The organism is Aeromonas sp. R1-2 (genome assembly GCF_040908505.1).
Taxonomy (GTDB): Bacteria; Pseudomonadota; Gammaproteobacteria; order Enterobacterales; family Aeromonadaceae; genus Aeromonas; species Aeromonas veronii.
In genome coordinates this window covers 13,400-33,057 of record NZ_JBFODU010000055.1, presented here as the reverse complement: position 1 = coordinate 33,057, position 19,658 = coordinate 13,400, and the positions used below count along the sequence as shown (strand labels likewise).

General features: G+C 60.3%; 24 protein-coding genes. 14 read left to right on the top strand and 10 right to left on the bottom strand.

Annotation, left to right across the window (positions count from 1 at the left end):
- Positions 1 to 51 precede the first annotated feature (51 nt).
- The 5 genes from AB5Y76_RS18965 (at position 52) to AB5Y76_RS18945 (ending at position 4,105) form a co-directional block, all read left to right on the top strand.
- Positions 52 to 759, top strand: a complete 708-nt coding sequence (locus AB5Y76_RS18965) for an AzlC family ABC transporter permease (protein WP_021230918.1) — start codon at positions 52 to 54, stop codon at positions 757 to 759.
- Position 760: 1 nt separating this feature from the next.
- A complete protein-coding gene (locus AB5Y76_RS18960) occupies positions 761 to 1,096 on the top strand; it encodes an AzlD domain-containing protein (RefSeq protein ID WP_005340292.1) in 336 nt (111 codons plus the stop codon).
- Positions 1,097 to 1,218: 122 nt separating this feature from the next.
- A complete protein-coding gene (locus AB5Y76_RS18955; RefSeq protein ID WP_263718464.1) occupies positions 1,219 to 2,745 on the top strand; it encodes a YjjI family glycine radical enzyme in 1,527 nt (508 codons plus the stop codon).
- Between the two features lie 10 nt (positions 2,746 to 2,755).
- Complete coding sequence (locus tag AB5Y76_RS18950; RefSeq protein WP_263718462.1) at positions 2,756 to 3,643, top strand: YjjW family glycine radical enzyme activase; 888 nt, start codon at positions 2,756 to 2,758, stop codon at positions 3,641 to 3,643.
- A 138-nt stretch (positions 3,644 to 3,781) separates the two neighbouring features.
- Complete coding sequence (locus AB5Y76_RS18945; RefSeq protein ID WP_005340296.1) at positions 3,782 to 4,105, top strand: DUF1820 family protein; 324 nt, start codon at positions 3,782 to 3,784, stop codon at positions 4,103 to 4,105.
- A 63-nt stretch (positions 4,106 to 4,168) separates the two neighbouring features.
- On the opposite strand, the gene AB5Y76_RS18940 is transcribed toward AB5Y76_RS18945, so the two are convergent.
- The 3 genes from AB5Y76_RS18940 to AB5Y76_RS18930 form a co-directional block, all read right to left on the bottom strand.
- Positions 4,169 to 5,101 (bottom strand): LysR family transcriptional regulator, encoded by a 933-nt coding sequence (locus AB5Y76_RS18940; RefSeq protein ID WP_263718459.1) that lies wholly within the window; start codon positions 5,099 to 5,101, stop codon positions 4,169 to 4,171.
- A gap of 162 nt (positions 5,102 to 5,263) precedes the next feature.
- Positions 5,264 to 6,460 carry an amino acid aminotransferase gene (locus tag AB5Y76_RS18935; RefSeq protein WP_263718458.1) on the bottom strand — a complete coding sequence of 399 codons (1,197 nt, stop codon included), beginning with the start codon at positions 6,458 to 6,460 and terminating at the stop codon, positions 5,264 to 5,266.
- Between the two features lie 127 nt (positions 6,461 to 6,587).
- Positions 6,588 to 6,863, bottom strand: a complete 276-nt coding sequence (locus tag AB5Y76_RS18930; RefSeq protein ID WP_368177809.1) for a metal/formaldehyde-sensitive transcriptional repressor — start codon at positions 6,861 to 6,863, stop codon at positions 6,588 to 6,590.
- A 71-nt stretch (positions 6,864 to 6,934) separates the two neighbouring features.
- Between AB5Y76_RS18930 and dmeF the strand changes: the two genes are divergently transcribed.
- The 4 genes from dmeF (at position 6,935) to pspG (ending at position 9,233) form a co-directional block, all read left to right on the top strand.
- Positions 6,935 to 7,885: a CDF family Co(II)/Ni(II) efflux transporter DmeF gene (gene dmeF, locus AB5Y76_RS18925; protein WP_263718457.1), complete on the top strand. Its 951-nt coding sequence runs from the start codon at positions 6,935 to 6,937 to the stop codon at positions 7,883 to 7,885.
- 209 nt (positions 7,886 to 8,094) lie between these two features.
- Positions 8,095 to 8,757 carry a phage shock protein PspA gene (gene pspA / locus AB5Y76_RS18920; RefSeq protein ID WP_058057954.1) on the top strand — a complete coding sequence of 221 codons (663 nt, stop codon included), beginning with the start codon at positions 8,095 to 8,097 and terminating at the stop codon, positions 8,755 to 8,757.
- Between the two features lie 2 nt (positions 8,758 to 8,759).
- Complete coding sequence (locus AB5Y76_RS18915) at positions 8,760 to 8,966, top strand: PspC domain-containing protein (protein ID WP_005335873.1); 207 nt, start codon at positions 8,760 to 8,762, stop codon at positions 8,964 to 8,966.
- Positions 8,967 to 9,014: 48 nt separating this feature from the next.
- Positions 9,015 to 9,233 (top strand): envelope stress response protein PspG, encoded by a 219-nt coding sequence (gene pspG, locus AB5Y76_RS18910; RefSeq protein WP_005335871.1) that lies wholly within the window; start codon positions 9,015 to 9,017, stop codon positions 9,231 to 9,233.
- A gap of 90 nt (positions 9,234 to 9,323) precedes the next feature.
- Here pspG and AB5Y76_RS18905 read toward each other — a convergent pair whose 3' ends face one another.
- Positions 9,324 to 9,668, bottom strand: coding sequence for a GIY-YIG nuclease family protein (locus AB5Y76_RS18905; protein WP_263718451.1), 345 nt, complete (start codon positions 9,666 to 9,668; stop codon positions 9,324 to 9,326).
- A gap of 44 nt (positions 9,669 to 9,712) precedes the next feature.
- Here AB5Y76_RS18905 and AB5Y76_RS18900 point away from each other — a divergent pair, with 44 nt between their 5' ends.
- Positions 9,713 to 10,447 carry an ABC transporter substrate-binding protein gene (locus tag AB5Y76_RS18900; RefSeq protein ID WP_108541231.1) on the top strand — a complete coding sequence of 245 codons (735 nt, stop codon included), beginning with the start codon at positions 9,713 to 9,715 and terminating at the stop codon, positions 10,445 to 10,447.
- On the opposite strand, the gene rarD is transcribed toward AB5Y76_RS18900, so the two are convergent.
- Entirely contained in the window at positions 10,429 to 11,319 is an 891-nt protein-coding gene (gene rarD, locus AB5Y76_RS18895) for an EamA family transporter RarD (protein ID WP_139440940.1), read from the bottom strand. The genes AB5Y76_RS18900 and rarD overlap by 19 nt on opposite strands.
- Before the next feature lie 99 nt (positions 11,320 to 11,418).
- On the opposite strand from rarD, the gene AB5Y76_RS18890 reads away from it, so the two are divergent.
- Positions 11,419 to 12,012 carry a uracil-DNA glycosylase family protein gene (locus AB5Y76_RS18890; protein WP_263718441.1) on the top strand — a complete coding sequence of 198 codons (594 nt, stop codon included), beginning with the start codon at positions 11,419 to 11,421 and terminating at the stop codon, positions 12,010 to 12,012.
- Here the strand turns inward: AB5Y76_RS18890 and AB5Y76_RS18885 are convergent.
- Complete coding sequence (locus AB5Y76_RS18885; RefSeq protein ID WP_005335858.1) at positions 12,009 to 12,866, bottom strand: DMT family transporter; 858 nt, start codon at positions 12,864 to 12,866, stop codon at positions 12,009 to 12,011. The genes AB5Y76_RS18890 and AB5Y76_RS18885 overlap by 4 nt on opposite strands.
- A gap of 91 nt (positions 12,867 to 12,957) precedes the next feature.
- On the opposite strand from AB5Y76_RS18885, the gene AB5Y76_RS18880 reads away from it, so the two are divergent.
- Entirely contained in the window at positions 12,958 to 13,848 is an 891-nt protein-coding gene (locus AB5Y76_RS18880) for a LysR substrate-binding domain-containing protein (protein WP_263718439.1), read from the top strand.
- 7 nt (positions 13,849 to 13,855) lie between these two features.
- Here the strand turns inward: AB5Y76_RS18880 and znuB are convergent, their stop codons facing one another.
- Together znuB and znuC are read right to left on the bottom strand one after the other, a co-directional pair.
- Positions 13,856 to 14,635, bottom strand: a complete 780-nt coding sequence (gene znuB / locus AB5Y76_RS18875; protein ID WP_033115078.1) for a zinc ABC transporter permease subunit ZnuB — start codon at positions 14,633 to 14,635, stop codon at positions 13,856 to 13,858.
- A gap of 21 nt (positions 14,636 to 14,656) precedes the next feature.
- Positions 14,657 to 15,433, bottom strand: a complete 777-nt coding sequence (gene znuC / locus AB5Y76_RS18870; RefSeq protein WP_005354861.1) for a zinc ABC transporter ATP-binding protein ZnuC — start codon at positions 15,431 to 15,433, stop codon at positions 14,657 to 14,659.
- Between the two features lie 93 nt (positions 15,434 to 15,526).
- On the opposite strand from znuC, the gene znuA reads away from it, so the two are divergent.
- Both znuA and AB5Y76_RS18860 read left to right on the top strand, forming a co-directional pair.
- A complete protein-coding gene (gene znuA / locus AB5Y76_RS18865) occupies positions 15,527 to 16,459 on the top strand; it encodes a zinc ABC transporter substrate-binding protein ZnuA (RefSeq protein WP_263718434.1) in 933 nt (310 codons plus the stop codon).
- A gap of 67 nt (positions 16,460 to 16,526) precedes the next feature.
- Complete coding sequence (locus tag AB5Y76_RS18860; RefSeq protein ID WP_042052461.1) at positions 16,527 to 17,201, top strand: transglutaminase-like cysteine peptidase; 675 nt, start codon at positions 16,527 to 16,529, stop codon at positions 17,199 to 17,201.
- Here AB5Y76_RS18860 and AB5Y76_RS18855 read toward each other — a convergent pair.
- Together AB5Y76_RS18855 and AB5Y76_RS18850 are read right to left on the bottom strand one after the other, a co-directional pair.
- Complete coding sequence (locus AB5Y76_RS18855) at positions 17,196 to 18,137, bottom strand: TAXI family TRAP transporter solute-binding subunit (protein WP_263718433.1); 942 nt, start codon at positions 18,135 to 18,137, stop codon at positions 17,196 to 17,198. The genes AB5Y76_RS18860 and AB5Y76_RS18855 overlap by 6 nt on opposite strands.
- Positions 18,134 to 19,432: a LapD/MoxY N-terminal periplasmic domain-containing protein gene (locus AB5Y76_RS18850; protein ID WP_263718432.1), complete on the bottom strand. Its 1,299-nt coding sequence runs from the start codon at positions 19,430 to 19,432 to the stop codon at positions 18,134 to 18,136. Before AB5Y76_RS18850 ends, AB5Y76_RS18855 begins: the two co-directional genes overlap by 4 nt.
- Positions 19,433 to 19,658: the final 226 nt, after the last annotated feature.

The window sequence follows — 19,658 nt, the reverse complement described above, 5'->3', positions numbered from 1 at the left end:
TGTCCCGTGCTAGTTTTTTCGGCTCGCTTTGGCTGTGACAAGGAAGATCACATGATGTCAGTAACGAGCGTGCCCGAGCGAACGGGGATGCTCTGGTGGCGTGCCACACTGGATATGCTCCCGCTCTCCATTTCTGTGATCCCCTGGGGGATCCTGTGTGGCGCTTTGGCGTTGCAGGCAGGGCTGAGTCCGCTTCAGGCTCAGCTGATGTCGTTGCTGGTCTACGCCGGAGCCGCCCAGCTCTCGGCCACGACCCTGTTCGGGGCGGGCACGCCCCTGCTGCCCATCATGAGCTCCACCATGGTGATCACTTCCCAGCATCTGCTATACGGCTTCACCTTCCGCCGTGACGTATTGCCGCTCTCCCTGCGCTGGCGTGCCAGCCTTGCTTTTTTCCTGACTGATGAGATGTTCGCTGTGGCGCTGAAAGACCGGGAGCGCAGCGGCCACTTTGATCCGGCCTACGCGCTCATCGCGGGATTCGTCTTCTATCTGTTCTGGAATCTGGCGACCCTGCTCGGCATCGCGGCCGGTCAGTACATCGATGGACTGGACAGCATGGGGCTGGATTTTGCCATCGCGGCCACCTTCATCGCCATGACCATTCCCGCCATGAAAAACTTGCCCATGGTGGCGGCCACTCTGGTGAGCGGCGGCACAGCGTTGCTTACCAAGCCGCTGCTGGCGGAGATCCACATCATCGTCTCGGCTCTGGCTGGCATGGTGGTGGGCTATGTGCTGCACCGGATGAGGAGGTAGCGTGAGCTGGCTGATGATTGGCCTGCTGGCCCTGATCACCTTTTTCAACCGCTTCGCCTTCTTTTCTCGGTTGACCCGATATCAGCCGGGTGCCGAGATGGGGGCGTTTCTCGGCTTCTCGGCCCAGTCGGTGCTGACTGCCATCTGGTTGCCCATCGTCTTTAGCTACGAGCCGGGGATAGGTCTTGACTGGGATCCTGACTATCTGACCGCCACCCTGTGGGTGATGCTCTTGACCCTGTTGCGGCTGCCGACTCTGGTTGTGGTGGTGGGTGGAATGGGGGGCTTCTTCCTGCTGCGCTGGCTGGGAGGCATAGCTGAGCTCTTGCCTTGGTGAAGCGCGAGCCGTGATCTTGTGTAATGGATGTCATTATTCGACATCCGTCATGTCATGAATGTCACTTCAAAAAAAGCCTGCAAATGGTGAGGATATGGGCTCTGTCCGTGAAGGAGTGTCCCATGTCTTTGATCGAAACCTGTCAGCGTATCGTGCGCGATCCCCATCTCTCCGCCGCCCAGAAGAGCCACGCACTGGCGCTGGCCGCCGAGAATGCGTTGCCCTACCCCGACCTGCCTGCCGCAGTCGCCGAGGCGATGGAGCAGGGATTTATCTGCGACATGTTCGAAGGGCACGCCCCCTACAAGCCGCGCTATGTGCTGCCGGACTATGAAAAATTCCTGAGTCAGGGATCCGCCTGGCTGGAGCTGGCGGCGCCGCAGGATTTTGACGAGGCGCTCAACGCCCTGCGCATTCTCTATCACCATGTGCCCTCCGTCACCGGTATGCCGGTCTGGCTGGGGCGCCTCGATCATCTGCTGCTGCCCTTTGTCGGCGAGCTGGATGACGAGACCCTCTATCGCAAGCTGAAGGGGTTCTGGGTCTATCTGGACAGGGTGCTGCCGGACGCCTTCATGCACGTCAACATCGGGCCGGATGACAACCGTATCTGCCGTCTGATCCTGCGTATCGACAACGAGCTCAAGCAGGTGGCGCCCAACCTCACCTTCTTCCACGATCCCGAGCAGACCCCGGACGATCTGCTGCTGCAGGCGGTGAAGAGCATCGCCGAGTGCAGCAAGCCGCACATCGCCAACTACCCGATCCACCGCGACACCTTCGACAATCGCGGCTTTGGCATCGTCAGCTGCTACAACGCCTTGCCGCAGGCCGGTGGCGCCAATACCCTGGTGCGCATCTCCCTCAAGCGGGTCGCCGAGCAGTGTCAGGGGATCGATGACTTCCTCGGTTGCCTGCTGCCCCATTACTGCCGTTTGGCTTCTCAGCTGATCGAAGCGCGGGCTGCTTTCTTGCATAAGGAGTCCGGCTTCTTCGACAGCTTCCTGGTCAAGGAGGGGCTGCTGGATGAGGATCGTTTCGTTCCCATGTTTGGCATCTACGGCATGGCGGAAGCGGTCAATATCCTGATGGATAAAGAGAATCTGCCGGATCGCTACGGCCATGGCGAGGAGGCGAACCAGCTTGGCTATCGCATCTCGGCCCAGCTCTCCGCCTATGTGACCACGACCCCGCAGACCCATGCCTGGGGTGGCCGCGCTTTGTTGCATTCGCAAGGTGGCCTCAGCATCGATGTGGCTGTTACCCCCGGGGTGCGCATTCCCTACGGGCATGAGCCGGATCCGACCAGCCATGTGCTGGCGCTGGCGCCGCACCACACTTATTACCATTCGGGGATCAGCGAGATCCTGACGCTGGATCCCACCATCCGCCAGAACCCGCAGGCGCTGTTGCAGCTCTGCAAGGGAGCGCTTGCCATCGGTATGCGAGAGTTCACCGCCAACGTGGCCGACAGCGATCTGGTGCGGGTGACCGGCTACATGATCCGCAAGAGCGACGTGGCTCGTTTTGCAGAAGAAGGCTCGCGGTTGCAGACCACCTGTCTCGGTGCCGAGGCGAGTGAAGTGGCCGCCATTCGTCAGAGGGCTCCGCGAGTGGTCGCCCACGAATCGACTATCGGCGAGTATTGAGTTCGCACCGATGGCTGATGTCTTGCCAACACGCAGCGCCCTGGTAAGCAGGGTGCTGCCGTTCTCCTGTGTCGACGGGCCGGGCAACCGGCTGGTGCTGTTTCTGCAAGGGTGCAACTTTCGCTGCCCCGGCTGCCACAATCCCCACACCATAGGGCTGTGCGACGATTGCGGCGACTGCCTTGCGGTCTGTCCGAGCGGCGCCCTCTCCATGAGCGAAGGCAAGGTTCATTGGCAGGCGGTGCTCTGTACCGATTGCGACGCCTGTCTGGATGCCTGCCCGCGCAGTGCCAATCCCAAGACCACAACCATGACGGTGGACGACGTGCTGGCCCTGCTGCGCCGCTACGGCCCGCTGCTGAGCGGGATTACCGTCTCCGGCGGCGAGGCGACCATCCAGCTCCCCTTTGTGGTTGCGCTCTTTACCGCCATCAAGGCTGCGCCTGATCTGGCCCATCTCACTTGCCTGCTCGACAGTAACGGCTCGCTGGCCGACAGCGGCTGGCAGCGGCTATTGCCGGTGCTCGATGGCGCCATGCTCGATCTCAAGGGCTGGCGCGACTCGGTGCATCACACCCTGACCGGCTATGGCCGCGAGCGGGTGCTGGGGTCGCTGCAACTGCTGGCACGCCACGGCAAGCTGACCGAACTGCGGCTGCTCCATGTGCCGGGCAAGAGCGATTTTCTGGATGCGAGTGGTGAGCTTGACGCGGATCTTGCCGCCTTCTTGCAGCGGCTGGGGCCTGTGCCCATTCGCCTCAACGGCTTTCGCCACCACGGGGTGCGGGGGGAGGCGGCGCAATGGCCAGAGGCTCACCAAACCGAGCTGGAACAGTTGGCCAGTCGTTTGCGTGCAGCCGGATTGGGGCCGGTCTCACTGCCTGCCTTGATGGGCTGAGTGGCTGCGTCATCCGGTGACCGTCATGGTGTGAGGCGCGGCATGGAAAGGCCGCAACTGTGATTTCTGTCTATTGGAGGGGGCGAGAACGGCGGCTAGAATAATGGCCATCTTCTTACCCCTCAATGACAGATAATCATGAGTGAAAGCAAGGCGTTATATCGGGTTCAGTTTATTTGCCACAGCGAGCGCTACGAAGTCTATGTGCGCGAAGTCAATCAGGGCCAGCTGTTCGGTTTTATCGAGATTGCCGACTTTGTCTGGGACAACCACACGGCGCTTATCGTCGATCCCAGTCACGAGAAGCTCAAGAGCGAATTTGCCGATGTGCGCCAGACTCTTATTCCCATGCATCAGGTGCTGCGCATCGATCAGGTGAAAAAGCAGGGGGCAGCTCGCATCACGGATCTGGGCAGCAACGTCGCCTCCTTCCCCAGCCCCATCTATACCAAACGTCCCTAGTCCCTACTTGCCGTTGATGTTTCACCGGGGTGAAACATCTATCTCTTCTCGTTGTCGTCCGGCTCAGGGCTCAATCAATTCGCGACCCAGTTGCAGGATCCGCTGGCGGAACCAGTGACGGGCCGAGCCATCACCGGCCGGGCCATACCAGACCAGACTGTGACTCACCTTGCCGTAATCGAACGGTGCCGGACGCATCACCAGATCCGGCTGACTGGCCATGCAGGCCGCCCAGCCTCCGATGGCGGTGAGGATCAGGTCGGTTTGAGGCAGCAGGGCCGCCGCGCTGGCGAAATCGGGCAGGGTGGCGCCAATCTGGCGACGCACCTGCAGCTGGGCCAGGCTCTGCTCGAAGAAGGGGTTGGCCAGCTCCTGATCCCGGATGGCGATATGGCGCCAGCTCAGGTAGGCATCGAGATCCCAGGGCTTGGCCAGCGCGGGGTGGTCTTTGCGCAGCAGGCAGACCAGTTTTTCTTCCCGCAGGGTCTCCCACACCAGCCCGGGCTGGCGCGGCAACGGCTGGCTCTGGTCATGGGGCAGGATCACGAAGTCGAGTTTGCCCGCTGCCAGCGCCTCCAGCCCCTGTTCATCCTTGTTCCAGATCTCCGGCACCATGCCCGGCACCTCTTTCATCAGCTGACCCAGAATGGGGCCCACCGGCCAGGTCATCACGCTCTCGCGCAATCCCAGCCGCAAGCTGCCCTGCCACTGCTGCGGGTTGAAGGCATTCTGGCGAGTGAGGCCGTTCAGCTCCCCCAGCAGTCGATGCAGGGTGGGAGCCAGTCGCTCGGCCATGGGGGTGAGCAACAGCTGGTTGCCCTGACGGTAGAGCAGTTGATCCCCCAGCAGATCTCGCAGTTGGTTGAGGGTTTTGCTGACGGTGGAAGGCGTGGTGCAGAGCCGCTCGGCGGTGCGGGTGACGCTCTGGTTGTCGAGCAGCAGGTGCAGGGTGACCAGATGGCGACCTCCCAGCCTAGAGAGAGCGATCAGATCCATAGTGGCTCCTGAAATTGATGAAGATAAACAGGCTTGGAATCAGAAAGATTCAACGTGACCTGCTGGCATTCTCTCACAGCAGGGGGAGGGTGAGCAGACCCATCAAGAGGTGACCGCGAACGCAACAGACAAAAAGCCCCGCCAAAGCGGGGCTGATGCGGATTAGCCTTTGAGCACCGCCGCCATGGCGTCAGCCACATAGTCGACGTTGCGGCTGTTGAGGCCCGCCACGCACATGCGGCCGGAGCGCACCAGATAGACGGCGAACTCTTCGCGCAGTCTGTCAACCTGCTCCGGGGTGAAGCCGGTGTAGCTGAACATGCCGCGCTGGTTGATGAAGTAGCTGAAATCGCGGCCCGGCACCTTGGCGCTCAACACCTCGTAGAGCTTCTGGCGCATCGCCTTGATGCGGGTGCGCATCTCGGTCACTTCACCGACCCACATGGCGTGCAGCTCCGGCTGGCTCATCACCGCCGCAGTGATCTGGCCACCGTGGGTGGGCGGGCTTGAGTAGTTGCGACGCACGGTGGCCTTCATCTGACCCAGCACCCGGCTCGCCTCTTCGGCATCCTGACAGATGACCGACAGACCACCGCAGCGCTCGCCGTAGAAGGAGAGGTTCTTGGAAAACGAGTTGCTGACGAAGAAGCTGACGCCGGCGGCCACCATGGCGCGAATGGCGTAGGCATCCTCTTCCAGCCCGTCACCGAAGCCCTGATAGGCGATATCCATAAAGGGGATCAGGTTCTTCTCGACCACCAGTGCGATCACCCGATCCCACTGGGCACGGGAGAGATCCACCCCGGTCGGGTTGTGGCAGCAGGGGTGCAGCAGCACGATGCTCTTGGCCGGCAGAGTGCTCAGGCAGTCGATCATCGCATCGAACTGCACGCCGCCAGTGGCCGCATCGTAGTAGGGGTAGTCATGCACCTTGATGCCGGCCCCCTCGAACATCGCCTTGTGGTTGTCCCAGGTCGGATTGCTGACCCACACCTCGGAGGTCGGGAAGTAGCGCTTGAGCAGATCGGCGCCGATCTTCAGCGCGCCGGAGCCGCCGATGGTCTGGATGGTGGCGATACGTCCCGCCTTGACCGCTTCATGGTCGGCACCAAACAGCAGGTGTTGCACTGCGGTGCGGTAGTTGGCGGCGCCTTCCATCGGCTGGTAGGGGCGTGGGGCCGGGGCGGCGGCGCGCTGGGCTTCGGCCTGCTGCACCGACGGCAGCAGCGGAATGCGCCCCTGCTCGTCGTAATAGAGGCCAATCCCCAGGTTCACCTTCTGCTCGCGGGTGTCTCTGTGGAAGGTCTCGACTAGCGTCAGGATGGGGTCGCCAGCGTAGGCATCGACGTGTTCAAACATGGGGGATCCTTGAAATTGACTGTCCAGTAAAACCGGCGGTCAGCCGGGCTGGACATCATGGCGCAAAGCTGGCGGTGGCTCAAGCCCGATGCTGGTCGAGCCTGAAGGGATGGCGCCGCGATCCTGCTCACTTCAAATAGGATCGCAGGACGCTGACCACCTGATCCAGATCCTCCAGCCGCTCGGCCGGGGTGGCATCGGGGGCGCCGAGATGCTCGCGCATATGCCCCTTCAGCACTTCCAGCATCAGGCCGTTGACGGCGCCGCGGATGGCGGCGATCTGCTGCAAAATGGCGGTGCAGTCGCTCTCCTGCTCCAGCGCGCTCTCCAGCGCACCGGCCTGCCCCTTGATGCGGCGCACCCGTGCCAGCAGCTTCTTTTTGTCGTGAATGGTGTGGGACATGACGGATCCTCTCGATCAATAAAACTATACTGGGGTATAGTATATTGCATCATCGCTCTCAGGAGAAATCCATGTCATCCCTCACTCAATCACACTGCCATCAACCCGTCATCCACGAGGGCAATCCGCTGGCCGAACAGAAGACCCGCTGGGCCGTATTGCTGACCGTCATCATGATGGTGGCGGAGATCGGCGGCGGCTGGCTCTATAACTCCATGGCGCTGCTGGCCGATGGCTGGCACATGAGCTCCCACGCGCTGGCGCTCGGTCTCTCGGTGCTGGCCTACCGCGCCGCCCGCCACTTCGCCCGCGACCACAGATTCAGCTTCGGCACTTGGAAGATCGAGGTGCTGGGTGGCTTCACCAGCGCCCTGTTGCTGGTGGGAGTGGCTGGGCTGATGCTGTTCGAGTCGGTGTTCCGGCTGCTGGATCCCAGCCCGATCCACTATCAACAGGCGATCGCTATTGCGCTGGTGGGGCTGCTGGTAAACCTCGCCTGTGCCTGGCTGCTCAAGGATGATCACGGCCACCATCACCACGGCCACCATCATGAGCATCACGACCACGATCATCATCATGACCATGGCGATCACCACGGCCATCAGGATCTCAACCTGCGCGCCGCCTATATCCACGTGCTGGCGGATGCGGCCACTTCCGTGCTGGCGATTCTGGCGCTGACTGGGGGTATGTTGTGGGGGGCTGACTGGCTCGATCCGCTGATGGGCATAGTGGGTGCCGGGCTAGTCGCGGTGTGGGCCTGGGGTCTGTTACGCGACTCCGGTCGGGTGCTGCTGGATGCCGAGATGGATACCCCGCTGGTGGCGGAGATCCGCGAGGTCATCGCCGAACTGCCACAGACCGAGATCCGCGATCTGCACGTCTGGCGGGTAGGGCAGCAGCAGTATGCCTGCGTGCTCTCTTTGCTGATGGTCAATCCGCTACCGGCGCAGCAGATCCGCGAGCGGCTGGCGATCCATGAAGAGCTGGTGCATGTGACCATCGAAATCGCCAGCGAATAAGTAATGATCGGGCTCATGCACACACAAACATTAGTGAGAGATTTATGTTGGTAAAAATAACCACATGGTTGGCTATTTTCACCAATAATCTCTTTTTGAATTTCCTCAGTAAATTCCCATCTATATGTAAAACAACAATAATTTTTCTTGGCACGGCTCTTGTAATGCTATGGGAAGAGATAGCCATCCCATCAACAAGGAGCCAGACCATGAGCGTATTCAGCCGCCTGACCGACGTGATTAATGCCAACCTGCACAGCCTGCTCGACAAGAGTGAAGAGCCGGAGAAGATGCTGCGCCTGATGATCGAAGAGATGGAGCAGGTGCAGGTCGAGATGCGTACCCAGGCCGCCCGCGTGATTGCTGAACAGAAGCAGCTGGAGCGTCACCAGCAGGGGTTGCAGGCGCAGATTCTGGAGTGGTCGGCCAAGGCCGAGCTCGCCATCCAGAAGGGACGTGAGGATCTGGCCCGCGCCGCCCTTACCGAGAAGCTGGCGGAGGTCAAAAAATGTGAACAGCTGGAGCAGGACAAGGCCCGGGTGGCCGAGGTGCTGGCCCAGCTCACCGCCGACAGCGAGCGGCTGGCAGCCAAGCTGACCGAGGCCCGCGAGAAGCAGAAGCTGCTGACCTTGCGCGAGCAGACTGCCCACAGCCGCATTCGTGCCCGCGCCCAGGTGGACAACCAGCGGATGCATGAGCTGATGGCGCGCTTTGACGGTTTTCAGGGCCGGGTCGATCAACTGGAGGCCCAGCTGGAGGCGGCCACTCTGGGGCAGAATCCCTCGCTGGAGGCCCAGTTCCGCGAGCTGGAGCTCAATGACGAGATCGAGCGCGAGCTGGCTCGCCTCAAAGGCCAGAAGGCGGAGGTGTAATCATGAGCCCCTGGCCCAAGGATCTGGTGCATCGCAAGCTGACCGGGGTCTGCGCCGGTATTGCCAGGCGGTTGGGGGTCTCCAGAGTCACGGTGCGGGTGGTGGCACTGCTCGCCCTGATCCTGATGCCGCCGCTGGCACTGGCCGCCTATCTGCTGGCGGTGCTGGTGATGCCGCCCCGTTATGAATTGAAGCGCTGGCTGGATTGACCGAAGGGTTGATCAGCCGGCAGAGAAGGTACTGATAAGGAGCAAGTTATGCTGGAATTTTTCATATTGCTGGTGGTGCTGCTGGTCATGGCACTGACCGGTTTTACCCTGGTAGCCATGTTGCTGGTGAGCGGCCTGTTCGTGCTGCTTGGGGCGCTGGGCGGCATGCTTGCTCTGATCATCAAGCTTGCCCCCTGGTTGCTGCTGGTGCTGGCGGTTTGCTGGCTGATCAGCAACCGCAGCAAGCGTTCCAATACCTACCTCTAACCCGCCTGAGGTTGTGCAAGACGTTGTGTGATGCTCCCTGATTTCCCCTTTCCGGCCACTCATCGAGTGGCCTTTTTTTGCCTGCACCCCTTAAGGTCGGGTCGTTTCGGGTAACCACTGGGGGCTCCAGCTCTGCCAGAGTGCCGGGCTGTGGATCAGCTGCTCCTTGAAGGATTTTGGCTGCTGCTTGAGGCGATATTCGATGCGCAGGGCCGCCCCCTTCTCGCCGACTTCCTGCTGCCACTCCAGCGTCAGTGGCCCCTTGCCGCGCAGGGCGCGAGCGCCCTTGCCACTCTGGTGCTGGCCCAGACGGCGCAGCGGGTCCGTGCTAATCCCGGTATAGAGCAGGCCGGTGGCAGTACGCACCATGTAGACAGACCAGCGGGAAGGGGTGGATGGTTGCGGCGCTGGAGCGGTGGTCGCGGGTTCTCTCATTCAAATTCTCTGTGCCAAACTCAGAGGCAGCTCAAGGAGGTGCGATGAGAGTCTGGTTTTGGTTGTGGTTACTGTTGTCGGTCCCGGCTCTGGGGGAGACGATCCGTCTCTACGATTACCATCAGCATCCCCCCTTCAACACCGGAGTGGATGCAGGGCTGAGCCGCGAGTTGGTCAAGTATCTCAATGAAAAGCTGGGGGGTGAACCCAGAATCGAGCTCTGGCTGGTCAATCGGGCCCGGCTGGCGCTGGAGATGGCGGATCCCGACTTTGACGGTCTGGTGGTCTGGGTCAATCCGGCCTGGGTGGGGGATCCCCATCGCGAGCGCTATCTCTGGACCTTTCCGGTGATGCGCGACACCAACGAGCTGGTCTCGAACATTGACAACCCGGTCACCTATCGCGGGCCTGACTCCCTCAAGGGGCTGGTGTTTGGCGGGGTGGAGGGCTACCGCTATCAGGGGATCGATGATGCGGCTGGCCGCGGGGAGCTGGTGCGTCAGGATGCCAAGAAGGTGAAGACCAATCTTGAGCTGCTGGTGCGCGGCCGCATCGATGTGACGCTGGTGAGTGGTTCATCGCTGGGCTTTTTCATCGACTCACAGCACTATCAGGGCAAGCTGTTTATCTCGCCCTTCCCCCAATCCAGCTATACCCGCCATATCCTGCTGCCCAAATCCCGTCCCGAGCTGCATGCCACCCTCAACGACATCGCCGAGCAGATGGACAGAGATCCCCGCTGGCACAAGGTGTTGGAGTCCTATCGCGGTACGCCCTGAGGGCGGCGCTTGAGCCGATGCAGTGGCAACAGGCTCACCAGCAGACCTGCCCAGACAAAGGCGAAACCTACTGCCTTGATGGGGTCCGGCGCCTCACCAAACCAGTAGATGGCGAGCAGGAAGGCGAGGCTGGGCTCGATATATTGCAGCAGCCCCACAGTGCTCATCCGGGTTCTCGCTACTGCGTAGCAGAACAGCCCCACCGGCAGCAGGGTGGCGGGCGCACTGCCCATCAGCAGCAGCTTGTCGGCCAGATCCCCATTCACGAATGCCCCTTCCCCGTGCCACGCCAGCGTGCCGATGATGATCAGCGCGACGGGCAGTTGCACCATGGCTTCCAGATAGAGGCAGGTGCCGGTGTCGTAGTGGATCTTCTTCTTGATAAGGCCATAGCAGGCGAAGTTGGCCCCCATGATGAGGGAGAACCAGGGGAGCTGGCCGTAGCAGAACAGCATGTAGGCGAGACCCGCCAGCGCCAGGGCGACCGCCAGATGCTTTTGCGGGGTGAGTCGCTCTTTGAGGAAGATGACGGCGAATACGATATTGAACAGCGGGGTCATAAAGAAGGCGAGGCTGGTGGTCAGCACTTGCCCGGTAGTGAGGCACCAGGTGAACATGCACCAGCTGATGGACATGACGGGGCCCGCCAGCAGAATGAGGCCGAGCTGGCGCGGCTCGCTGCGCAGTTGTGCCCAAGGCACCTTGTGGCCAAGCAGCAAAAACAGGGCGCCCAGCAGCACCACAGACCAGAGCACCCGGTGGGAGATCAGCTCCCACATGTTGACCTCGGGCATGAATTGATAATAGAGCGGTAGCATCCCCCACAGGATGAAGGAGAGGGTCGCGGTGCCGGTACCTAGCCAGTTTTTCATTATTGTCCGTTTATTAAATTAAACGCCCATGACGATAGTAGGGGGCGCGCCCTGTTTCCACAAGAGGGAAAACAGGGAAATGCTGGTACTATCAACGTCATGCAGCGAATCGATAAGTTGTTTGAGCAAATCAGGGCCTGCCGTCTGTGCGAGGCTCATCTGCCGCTGGGGCCTCGTCCGGTGATCCGCGGGGCCGAGAGTGCCCGCCTGCTGATCATCGGTCAGGCGCCCGGCACTCGGGTGCATGCCAGCGGTATCCCGTGGGATGACCCCTCCGGTGACCGGCTGCGCCAGTGGCTCGGGGTCGATAAGGCCACCTTTTACGACGAATCCCGCATCGCCATCATGCCGATGGGGCTCTGCTATCCCGGCAGGGGAAAATCCGGCGATCTGCCACCGCGCCCCGAATGTGCGCCTACCTGGCACGACAAGGTATTGATGCTGTTGCCCAATATCGAACTGACCCTGCTGATCGGCCAGTATGCACAAGCCCATTACCTGCGGGGGGCGGCCAAGGGATCGCTCACCGACACGGTGCGCAGCTGGGCCGACTATGGTCCCGGCTGGCTGCCGTTGCCGCATCCCTCCCCGCGCAATACTCTCTGGCTGAGGAAGAATCCCTGGTTCGAACAGGAGATCGTCCCCCATCTGCAGCAAAGGGTCCCCCGCTTCTTGGGAGACCCTGAGTATTAGAGCGCTGGCTCGGCCAGCGGTTTTGGCTTGCTGCGCGCCATGGCGATGAGTGGCAGGACGATGCAGATACAGCCCAGCAGCAGCGGCAGGCCCGGCTGCTCGTCAAACAACCATACCCCGATGGCCACCGCCATCAGCAGACCGGTGTACTCCGCCGAGGCGATCTTGCTCGCCTCCGCCTTGCGATAGGCCACCACGCACAATCCCGCATAGACCATGATCAGCGCCGAGGAGCCGAAGGCGGGCCACCACATCTGCCACTGCCAGTCGCCCCCTTCCCACAATGCCAGCGCCAGGATAAAGGGCATGCTCAGCACGTTGGTGAAAAACAGGGTCTGGGCGATGGGCTGCTTGAGCGGGATCCGCTTGATCAGCAGGTTGTTGAGCGCCATCGATAGCGCCACCCCGAGCGCCGCCAGCGCGGCCCAGTTCACTTCGGTCGGGCGCAGCACGATCAGTACCCCGATAAACCCGATAACAGCGGTCAGCACCTTCTGGCGCGAGATCGCTTCCCCCGCCATCCACACTGCCAGCGGCACCATCATCAGGGGGGCGGCATAGAAGAGGGCATTGGCAGTGGCGAGCGGCAAGCGGGTGAGGGCCACCACCATCAGGCAGACGCCGACCGCCCAAATATGGGCCCGCAGCAGGTGCCACTTGATGGCCACCGGTGGGTTGCGGCGCCATGACCAGAGCAGCCAGGGCATCAGCAGAATGGCGGCCGAGAGCTGGCGGAAAAAGACAAACTGGAAGATGGGCTGATCCGGCTCCAGCACCTTGACCAGCGCATCGGAAAAGACCGCCACCATATTGCCCAGCACCAGATAAAGGATGCCGATCCCTACTGCATTCATACCACCTCCCACTTCAGATGAGCGGAGGGTAGCGTGCCGGTTGATATCCAGTAAAATGATAAAAAATGACCACTCATGAGATATTTAGATAATGAAGCTTCCTCCCCTGCGTGCGGTGCAATATTTCGAGGTGGTGGCCCGGCTGCTCAGCTTCTCCCGCGCCGCCCTTGAACTGAACGTCAGCCAGAGTGCGGTCAGCCACCAGATCCGCCTGCTGGAAGATTTTCTGGGTGAGCGGTTGCTGCTGCGTCAGGGGCGGTTGCTCTCGTTGACTCCACAGGGGGAGAGCTACTTCGAGGGAATTGCCGCCGGGCTCGGCCAGATTGCCCAGAGCAGCGAACAGCTGCGTGGTGGTGGCGAGATGCGGCTGCGCCTCGCGGTCTACAGCTCGTTTGCGGTGAAGTGGCTGATCCCGCGGTTGGCCGGATTGCGCCAACTCTACCCCGAGCTGGATTTGAGTCTGGAGATGGTGGCGGAAGACCCCGAGCTCTCCGATCGGGTAGCGGATTGCTTTATCACAGTCTCACCCCACGGGCGGGGCTACTGCCACGACCTTATCTATCAGGAACGGCTCTTTCCGGTCTGTAGTCGCCGTCTGTTGCAGCAGATCAGCGGGGAGTGGCCCGAGGCAATCTGGCAGTTGCCGCTGCTGTCGGTGCAGTCCATTTACAAGGCGCGGGGGGAGGATTGGCAGCGCTGGGCCAAGGCGGGTGGGCTGGTGATTCCGGACGAGGCGCAGATGCACCATTTCAGCCATGTGCTGCTGGCGATGGAGGCGGCGGCCTGGGAGCAGGGGGTGGCGTTCGTGAATGACTACATGCTGCGCCCCGATGATCCCCAGCTGGTGGCCTTACCGGTACACCAGCTGGAGACGGGGGATGCCTTCTACTTTACCTGCAAGCGCTCGCGGGCCCATGAGCCCGCCATCAGCCGGTTACGCCAGTGGCTGATGATGGAGACACGCCAGAGCATGCCGCTCTAGCGTGGTATCAAGCCTTCTTGAACTGGCTTAGGACAAACAGGCTGGTGGCGCAGACGACGACCGAGGGGCCTGCCGGAGTGTCCTGATACCAGGAGAGGGTCAATCCACCCAGCACGGCGAGGCAGCCGATCAGCGCTGCAAAACCGGCCATCTGCTCCGGCGTCTGGCTAAAGCGGCGGGCGGTGGCGGCGGGAATGATCAGCAGGGAGGTGATGATCAGCGCCCCGACAAACTTCATCGCCACGGCGATCACCAGCCCGATCAGCAGCATCAATACGCAGCGCAGCACATCGACCCGGATCCCCTCTACCCGTGCCAGCTCTTCCGAGATGGTCATGGAGAGCAGGGGATCCCACAGTCGCCACAGGGTGAGCAGTACCAGTGCGCCACCGCCGTAGATCCAGAGCAGATCCATCGGTTGTACCGAGAGCAGGTCGCCGAACAGGTAGGCCATCAGATCCACCCGCACGTTATCCATAAAACTCAAGGTAACCAGACCGAGGGACAGGGCGCTGTGGGCCAGAATGCCGAGCAGGGTATCGGTGGCCACCTGCTGGTTGCGACTCATGATCACCAGCAGCATCGCCATGGCGAGGCAGCAGACCACCACCGCCAGGGTGAGATCGACCTGCAGCAGGATGCCCAGCGCGATGCCGAACAGGCAGGCGTGGGAGAGGGTGTCGCCAAAGTAGGCCATCTTGCGCCATACCACGAAGCTACCTAGGGGACCGGCCAGCAGGGCGATGCCGAGACCGGCCGCGAGGGCGTATAACAGAAAGCTGTCCACTTGAATGTCCTGTTGCTTGCGCTATTTGCTGTGAGCGTTGTTGCGAGAGGGCAGGCGGATGACGGGAGCCTGCGGTTCATGATGGTGGTGTTCGCCGTCGCAGTGGTGATGGTGGGTATAGACCGCCAGCACCTCCTGCTCCGGTCGCCCGAACAGGCGGGCAAATTCGGGGTGGCGCGCCACGCTTTCCGGCTCGCCATGACAGCAGACATGGCGATTGAGGCAGATCACCTCGTGGGTGCTGGCCATCACCAGATGCAGGTCGTGGGAGACCATCAGCACGGCGCAATTGAACTCGGCGGCGAGCTGACCGATCAGGGCGTAGAGCTCGATCTGGCCGGTGATATCGACCCCTTGCACCGGCTCGTCCAGCACCAGCAGCTCGGGCTTGACCAGCAGGGCGCGGGCCAGCAGCACCCGCTGCATCTCACCACCGGAGAGCTTCTGCATCCGGTTTTCCAGCAACCCTTCTGCGCCAACCCGGGCTAGCGCTTCCTCGATGGAGAGGCGGCTGTTTTTGCCCAGTTGCAGGAAGCGACGCACTGTCAGCGGCAGGGTGGGATCCAGATAGAGGCGCTGGGGCACATAGCCGACTCTCAGATCGCGGCTGCGGGTGATCTTGCCCGAATCTGGGGTGAGCAGACCCAGCACCAGCTTGCTCAGGGTGCTCTTGCCCGCCCCGTTGGGGCCGACGAGCGTGGTGATTTTGCCTTTATTGAGGGTAAAGGAGACCTTGTCGAGCACAGAGCGTCCATCAAACGAGAGAGAGACCTCTTTCAGCTCTACCAGTTGGCTCATGACAACTCCGGGGTTTACAGCCAGTGAGAGTTATAATATAACAAAAAGCGGCTGTTATATTATCACATACTCACCCCCTGACGAGATTCACCAATGAGAATTATTGCGCTTTTCACTGCCCTGCTGGCGGTGAGTTTGCCTGTTCGTGCCATTGAGGTACTGACCACCATCAAGCCGCTTGGCTTCATTGCCGCGGCGATCACTGACGGCGTGAGCGAGCCCAAGGTATTGCTGCCGACCGGTGCCTCTCCCCACGATTTCTCCCTGCGTCCCTCCGATATTCGCAGCATCAACAGTGCCGATCTGGTGGTGTGGGTTGGCCCCGAGTTGGAAGGCTTTATGGCCAAACCGCTGGCCAATCATCCCCATGCTCTGGCCCTGACTCAGGTTGAGGGGATGCCGCTGTTCAACTACGCGACTCAGGATAGTCACGACTCCCATGATCATGATGATCACGATCATGCCGCCCACGAGCACGGTGATCATGATGAAGGGCATGAGGGACATCATCACGAAGGGGTCGATCCCCATATCTGGCTTGGCCCGACGCAGGCCAAAGTGATTGCCAAGGCGATCGCAAGTGAATTGGGCAAGCTGGATCCGGCCAATCAGGCTCGCTATGACGCCAACCTCGCGGCATTTGATGCCAAAGTGGATGCCAAAGACAAGGTGATTGCCGGCCAGATGAAGGCAGTGAATGAGAAGGGGTACTTTGTCTTCCACGAGGCGTATGGCTACTGGGAGCGCCACTACGGCATGAGTTCAAAGGGTCACTTTACCGTGAGCCCTGAGCGTCGCCCGGGCGCCAAGACCCTGGTGGATATTCGCAAGGCACTGGAAGAGAAGCAGGCGAGCTGCATTTATGCCGAGCCGCAATTCTCACCAGCTGTGATCGAATCGGTGGCACGCAATACCGGCGCCAAGGTGCTGTTGCTTGATGAGGTGGGTGAACAGGTGCCACTCGGCCCGGATGGTTATCCCCAATTCATGCAACAACTGGCAGACGCATTCGCCCAGTGTCGCTGATCGCCTGCTGAGCCTCTCATCCGGAGGGACTATACTGACCTCCAGCATCTGACATGGAGTGTCCGGTATGAAATGGTTGTTGATCCCGGCCTGTACTCTGGCGCTATGTTGCGCCAGCGTGCAGGCTTCGCGTCTTTCCGAATATATTGCCAGTCCGGATCTGCGGGCCAAGCTGCAGGAAGTGTATGGTGGCCGGGCCATTCAGCGGGCCGAGGCATTCTCTCGCCTGCTCACCCCCAGAGCGGGTACAACCGACCAGCAGAAGATCGAGCTGGTGAACAACTACTTCAACAATCTCACCTACAGTGAAGACCCCAAGCTGTGGGGTGATGAGGATTACTGGGCCAATCCGCTGGAGTTCATCGGTGCCCGGGGTGGGGATTGCGAGGACTATAGCATCTCCAAGTACTATACCCTGATGGAGCTGGGGGTGGATGAGAAGAAGCTGCGGCTGGCCTACGTCAAGGCGGTGCGTTACAACCAGTTCCACATGGTGACGCTCTACTTCCCGACACCCAAGGCTGATCCACTGGTGCTCGACAACATCAACAGCCGGATCCTGCCGGGCAGCAAGCGTACCGATCTCATTCCCGTTTACAGTTTCGATGCCAAAAGCATCTGGATCATGAAGTCACGGCGGGAAGGGACGCTGGCGGGGAGTGCCGATCGGTTGGCGCAGTGGACATCGATGAAGACCCGTTTCTCCAGCGAGCAACTGCGCTCTCCCCGTCGTCAGTTATAGCTTGCCCGCCGCCTTCAACTCATCGAAATATTTCGCCGCGCCCGGATGCTGCTCAATACTCAGCACCGGGCCGGTTTTATTGCGTGCCCGGTGAAACATATTGGCGTAGCCATAAGTCTGCTCATTGAACTTGGTCTGCTGGGTCAGCATGGCCTTGGTCAGGCGATAGACAGACTCTTCCGGCATGTTTGCATTGGTGACCAGGGTGGCGGCAATGGCAAAGGTGGGAGTTGCCTTCAGATTGCCGGGGTAGATGCGGGCGGGCACCTGACTACGTTGGTAATATTTGACCCCTTTGAGTAGCTGATCACGGGTGGCCCCATCGATGGGGAGGAAACTGACTGCGCAACGTTTGGCGGTGTCGAGCACAATCCGGTTAGGGTGTCCCATCACAAGTGCAAATGCATCGATCTGCTTGCTGCAGAGCGCATCCGGCAGGTTGGCCATGCTCTTCAGATCGAGATCCTGTTCTTTCGCTCCCAAGATGTTGAACAGGGTCAGCGCCGTCTGGCGGGTTCCTGAACTCTTCAACCCCATGTCGATGGGGGCAAGCTTGAGCTGTTCCAGTGAAGTGATATCGCCATCGGCTCGGATCACTATGGTGAAGGGCTCGGCATGGGTGGCAAACAGGGCGCGCAGCTCAGGTTGCGGCTGCGTGGCAAAAGGGCCCAAGCCCTGGTTTGCCTGATATAGCCAGTCTGACTGCACCATGGCGTAGGAGGTCTCGCCACTCTTCAGCCGCTTCAGGTTTTCTATTGAACCCGATGAGCTCTGCAATGTGCACGCAAGTTGCTCATCGACCTCATGGGCCAGACGGCAAAACTCTTTGGCTATCTGGTGATAAATCCCCTGCTCACCCCCGGTGGTGATAGTGACGGTTTCAGCCATCAGGCCGGGTTGCCACAGCAGGGGCAACAGCATGGCGAGCTTCTTCATGATTGCGCCTCCTTGGCATAACCATCGATACCCCAGGTCCGCAGTTTGTCGATGTCGCGACACTCTCCCGATTCTGCTAGCAGGGTATAACCAGCGGCATGCATGGTCTGGGAGAGCAGATTCCAGTAGAGCGGTTCATCGGTCAGCTGACAGCTGATAAAAATGGGATTGAGCGGGTCAAGTTGATTGAAGGTATCCGCATTGAGGGGAATGGCGCTGAAGGCGAGCTCACACCCCTGTTCCTGCAACGCAGCCAATGTGGCTTGGCCGTGGGCGGGAAAGGTGACCACATCCCAGCGCCAATCCAGTGTTTTGCCGCGGCCCTGGCTTAGCAGAGGGGCGATCTCGGACCATTGTGGGTGATTGAGCAGGGAGAGGGGCAGCAAGACCCCTTCTATATGAGAGTGCTGCCACTGTTGCAGGGCGCTCTGGATGGTTGCGAGATCGCTGTCGGCACCGAGGGGCTGACTGGGCAAGAAACGCTGATAGAGCGCGATCTCCCCTTGTGTGGAGAGAAATTTTTGCAGTTGCCCGCCTTCCGGCAGTGGGCTCACTCCTTGCAGCGGCTGTGGGGGCGTCAGTAGCAGCTGTTTTCCCAGCTGGGTGATTTTGAGTCGTTGTTGCAGCAGATCCCGTTTGCGTTCGGAAACCAATTGGTTGATGGAAAGTGCCACTTCTTTGAGGTCTTGCAACCAGGGAGTGGGCAGGGTGCTGTTGAACTGGTGTTTGCGGATACGGATCAGCTGCAGGTTGATCTGCTCCAGGGGCTGCAGCAGGCGTTGGCACACCAGGGAGATGATCAGGGTAAATACGACGAGGCCCGCCAGCAGCGCCAGACCGGTGCGACTGATGGCATTCCACAGATGCTGATAGGCGTAGCCGCTATGCCCCTCAAGGGTCAGAGTACCCAGCATGCGCCAGCCATCGGTCAACTCTTGCTCAATCTTGACGGGGGGCATGCCGATAACCGAGGGAAGCCAGCCGGGGACATTTTGCTGGGTAGAGTGGAAGACCTTCTGAAACAGCACCTGACCATCCGGATCCACCAGAATGACCGAGCTGACGAAACCGCCATCGAACATGGCATTGACTATGGTCTCGGCCAGCACATTGTCGTCATTGAGCAGGGTTCCTTGCAGCACCAGCCCGAGAGCGGTGATGGCGGTTTCCAGGTTGGCTGACATCTGGTCGAGAATGGATTGGCGGACCGTCGTGACTTCCAGTGCAAACAGCAGCGCTGCACCGATCAGGAACAGGACGACAATTATTCTGATTAACAGTTTTGCTAACGACATATCCACCCCATGGAAAAGTTATCGCAACATTTCAGGTTTCTATTCAGTATCGAATCCGACCCGGTTCTTAAAAATAGGAAAAAATGGTTAAAAAAGACGATCATTTCTGCCCATCCGGGCGGGTTATGCATAAAATGTGAGGTTCATGCAGATTGTGATGAACTATTTGTAACTATTTGTGTCCAACAAACAGTTTTATACGGTTTTGTCACAACTGACATCGCAA